This is a genomic window from Candidatus Izemoplasma sp. (assembly GCF_982632705.1).
The window spans coordinates 1-3,415 of the sequence record NZ_CEXEES010000096.1 but is presented as its reverse complement, the minus strand read 5'-3'; the positions used below and the strand labels follow the sequence as shown (position 1 = coordinate 3,415).

At 32.5% G+C, this 3,415-nt stretch carries 4 protein-coding genes; all 4 read right to left on the bottom strand.

All coding sequences use genetic code 11. The annotated features are described in order from the left end of the window. Positions 1–656 (bottom strand): tRNA 2-thiouridine(34) synthase MnmA (gene mnmA / locus AC2LE6_RS08735; protein WP_484478875.1); only part of this gene is annotated, 656 nt, incomplete at its 3' end. 9 nt (positions 657–665) lie between these two features. After that, positions 666–2,528, bottom strand: coding sequence for an NAD(+) synthase (locus tag AC2LE6_RS08730; protein WP_484478874.1), 1,863 nt, complete (start codon positions 2,526–2,528; stop codon positions 666–668). 14 nt (positions 2,529–2,542) lie between these two features. Next, on the bottom strand, positions 2,543–2,965 hold the full coding sequence (locus AC2LE6_RS08725; RefSeq protein ID WP_484478873.1) for a hypothetical protein: 423 nt from the start codon (positions 2,963–2,965) through the stop codon (positions 2,543–2,545). Then, a partial coding sequence (locus tag AC2LE6_RS08720; RefSeq protein ID WP_484478872.1) for a nucleotidyl transferase family protein occupies positions 2,955–3,415 on the bottom strand: 461 nt, incomplete at its 5' end. The genes AC2LE6_RS08720 and AC2LE6_RS08725, both read right to left, overlap by 11 nt.

Sequence of the window (3,415 nt, the reverse complement as noted above, 5' to 3'; positions counted from 1 at the left end):
GGTAAATAATTATTTAAGAATTTGTTGAAGTCTCTTTCACCAATAAAGCAAATCCCTGTCGAATCTTTTTTATCTTTTGTTGCTAAATCGTATTTATGAGCGATGTCACGGACTTCTTGTTTTGTTAGTTCACCAACAGGGAATAATATCTTACTCAGTTGATGCTCTGTAAGTTGTGATAAGAAGTATGTTTGATCCTTATTATCGTCTACCCCACGTAACATTTTGTGATGTTCACCATGTTCTACTCTTGCGTAGTGTCCCATAGCGATATAATCTGGATTAAATTTCTGTGCATGTTCTATAAACGCATCAAATTTAATGTATTTATTACAAAGGATATCCGGATTTGGTGTTCTCCCTTTTTTATACTCATCTAAAAAGTATGTGAATACATTATCCCAATACTCTTTTATAAAATCGACACGATAAAGCGGGATATCTAATTTCTTAGCTACCAATTCCGCGTCTAAATAATCTTCTTCTTGTGGACAAATCTCATTGTCTACATCTGGGTTTCCTAGTACATCATTGTTTGTTGTACTGTCCCAATTTCTCATAAAAAGGCCTATAACGTTGTATCCTTGCTCTTTTAATAATGCGCAAGCGACACTACTATCGACCCCTCCACTAAGTCCTACTACTACTGTTTTCATATAATCATCCTAAAATATATCTATGTCACTTGGTAATCTTAAATCACCACGTGGACTGATACTTATATCTAATATTTTTGGGCTATCTGGTAACGCAGTTCTCTTGAATTGCTGTGAGTAAAAACGTCTGAAGAAATTAGTACTATAACGATTACTTGTTTCCTCATCCATTTCAAACACTATTCCAATTAGCCATTTAATTCTATCTTGATCATCACCATATCTAAGAACACGGTGAATAATGAAATCGTTGATTTCATATTTTCCAATTGTATCTTCTGTTTTTTGACTAGATGCCAGTTCTGGAGTTATCGGTGTATCGATAATATCTAGTAATGTGTCCTTCACATCATCATCAAATTTGTTTAACGCATAATTGTAAATCATAAAACTTACCAATGTTTTAGGGATTCCAGCGTTGACACCATACATACTCATTTGGTCTCCGTTGTACGTACACCATCCAAGTACCAGTTCACTCAAATCTCCTGTCCCTAGGACAAGTCCATTATGTTTATTCGCTAGATTCATTAAAATCATTGTTCTAGCTCTTGCTTGTGTGTTTTCATATGTAATATCTTCTGTCTTACCATCATGTCCAATCAATTCAAAATGATCTCGAACATGTTTATTGATATCGATATCTAATACAGTAACACCAAGATTATTCATCATATCTAATGCATTCTTTTTTGTACGTTTTGATGTATGTAGTCCAGGCATAGTTACACCGATTATCTGTTTCCTAGATAATCCTAAGTTATCGTATACTCGTACCGCAATTAATAATGCAAGTGTAGAATCAAGTCCTCCGCTTATACCAACGATTAAGCTTTTAGCACGCACGTGCTTGATTCGTTTCAATAAGGCATTTTCTTGTAATGCAGCGATTTTTTCAAAATCGCCTAATACATTTACCTTTGGTACGAACGGCGTGCTATCAAACTTTTTTTCGAATACAAAATCATTACTTTCTTTTAATGTAAAGAATACTTCTTGTACTTCATAATCAAATTTATGTAGTGTATCTCTATAAGATGCATTTGTTCTTCTAGAGAAATCAATTTTTGAAAGATCAATATCTCCATAAATAATTTCACTCTCTTGATTAAAGTTTTCTGTTTCAACAATGAGTTCACTGTTTTGACATATTACATTATGTCCACTAAACACAGTTTCACTTGTAGATTCATTTACACCAGCACTACAGTATATATACGCTCCTGCGTTTCTTCTACTGTGTTCTAATATTGAACGTCTTCTGATTTCACGTTTCCCAAGGACTTCGTTTGAAGCACTTAAGTTAATGATCATTCTAGCTCCATTGATTGCTAGAATGTTCCCCGGGCTAATAGGTGCCCACATATCTTCACATATCTCGATTCCAAATGAGATATCTTTATTATCTTTAAATACAAGATTTCCAAACGGTACTGTTTGATCTAAGTAAGTAATCTCTTTTACTTTACTTACAATATCAAACCCTGATTGGAACCATCTTTTCTCATAAAATTCGCCTGTATTAGGAAGGTAGTATTTTGGTACAACACCTAAGATCTTATCTTTCTGAATCACAAAAGCAGTGTTATATAAAACACCTTCTATTTCAAGTGGTAGTCCAACAATAAGGATTCCATCATATGGATTGTTCTTAAGAAGAACAGCCATATTCTCTTTAACATTGTTTAACAAACTTTCTTGAAAGAATAAATCATTACAAGTATATGCACTTATTCCAAGTTCAGGGAATACTGTTATACTGCTTTTTATATCCTTTAACAATAAAAGCATTTCATTTACATTGTATTTTGGATTTCCTACTTTAAGTTTTGGAGTCACAGTTGCGACTTTGATAAATCCGTTATGTACCATAATGCACCTCGCTTCTAAAAGAATAACACTTCTTTATTTTGGTCTTTTAGTCGTTGCTCAAATTTTTGCTTCATATCATCGAACTCTGTTAGTAATTTTGTTAGGTATTGTGTTCTAACTTTATTGCTGAACCTTACTGTTATTTCATAATACATTTTTGTTTCTCTTATACTGACAACATCGACGAATGGAAACTGGCTAACAGCCGTTTCTTTACGCCATTTTTCTAGTCCATCATCAGTTATAACATATGAGGATTGCAATTGTCTAATATATGCATAGATATTGATTAAAAATATTATAAACACTATTGGAATAAATATCATGTAATATCTTGTAGAAAAATAGGCAGCTACTATCAATCCTATTTCAAAAACAAATGTCCATACATATATAAAACTATACAAGAACTTATGTTTGTATTGTTTATATCTCATATAGTTCGTTCTCTTTGATGTATTTAAATACAGAATCTGGAACTTGTGTTTGATCAAGTGACTTTCTAAAATCAGTACTACTGATTTTAACATCAAAGTCATCACAAATTACAAAATTGGAGTAGTATCTGTTTAATACTGCGTTGTCTTTAATCAATGATTCAATATCTAGCCCATTTCTAGCAAGAACGATAATCTTAAACTCACTTAGAATTCCTTCAACATTTATCCAATGTTCCATTCCGATTAAGTTATCTGCACCAACAACAAAACCAATGTCAACATTTTCACTATCACTAAAACGAATTAAAGATTGATATGTCCCAAGAAAATCAGAATCATTCATTTCCAATTCACTTACCCTAACATTCTTGAATTCACTTGTTGCGAGTTGCAACATGTTTTTACGATGATAATTACTTGCTAAATCACTTTTTGTATACGCACTAC

What these genes read in the sequence shown, in the direction of transcription:
- AC2LE6_RS08730 (WP_484478874.1), bottom strand. Translation starts at nt 2,528, where the DNA reads ATGGTACATAACGGATTTATCAAAGTCGCAACTGTGACTCCAAAACTT.
- AC2LE6_RS08725 (WP_484478873.1), bottom strand. Translation starts at nt 2,965, where the DNA reads ATGAGATATAAACAATACAAACATAAGTTCTTGTATAGTTTTATATAT.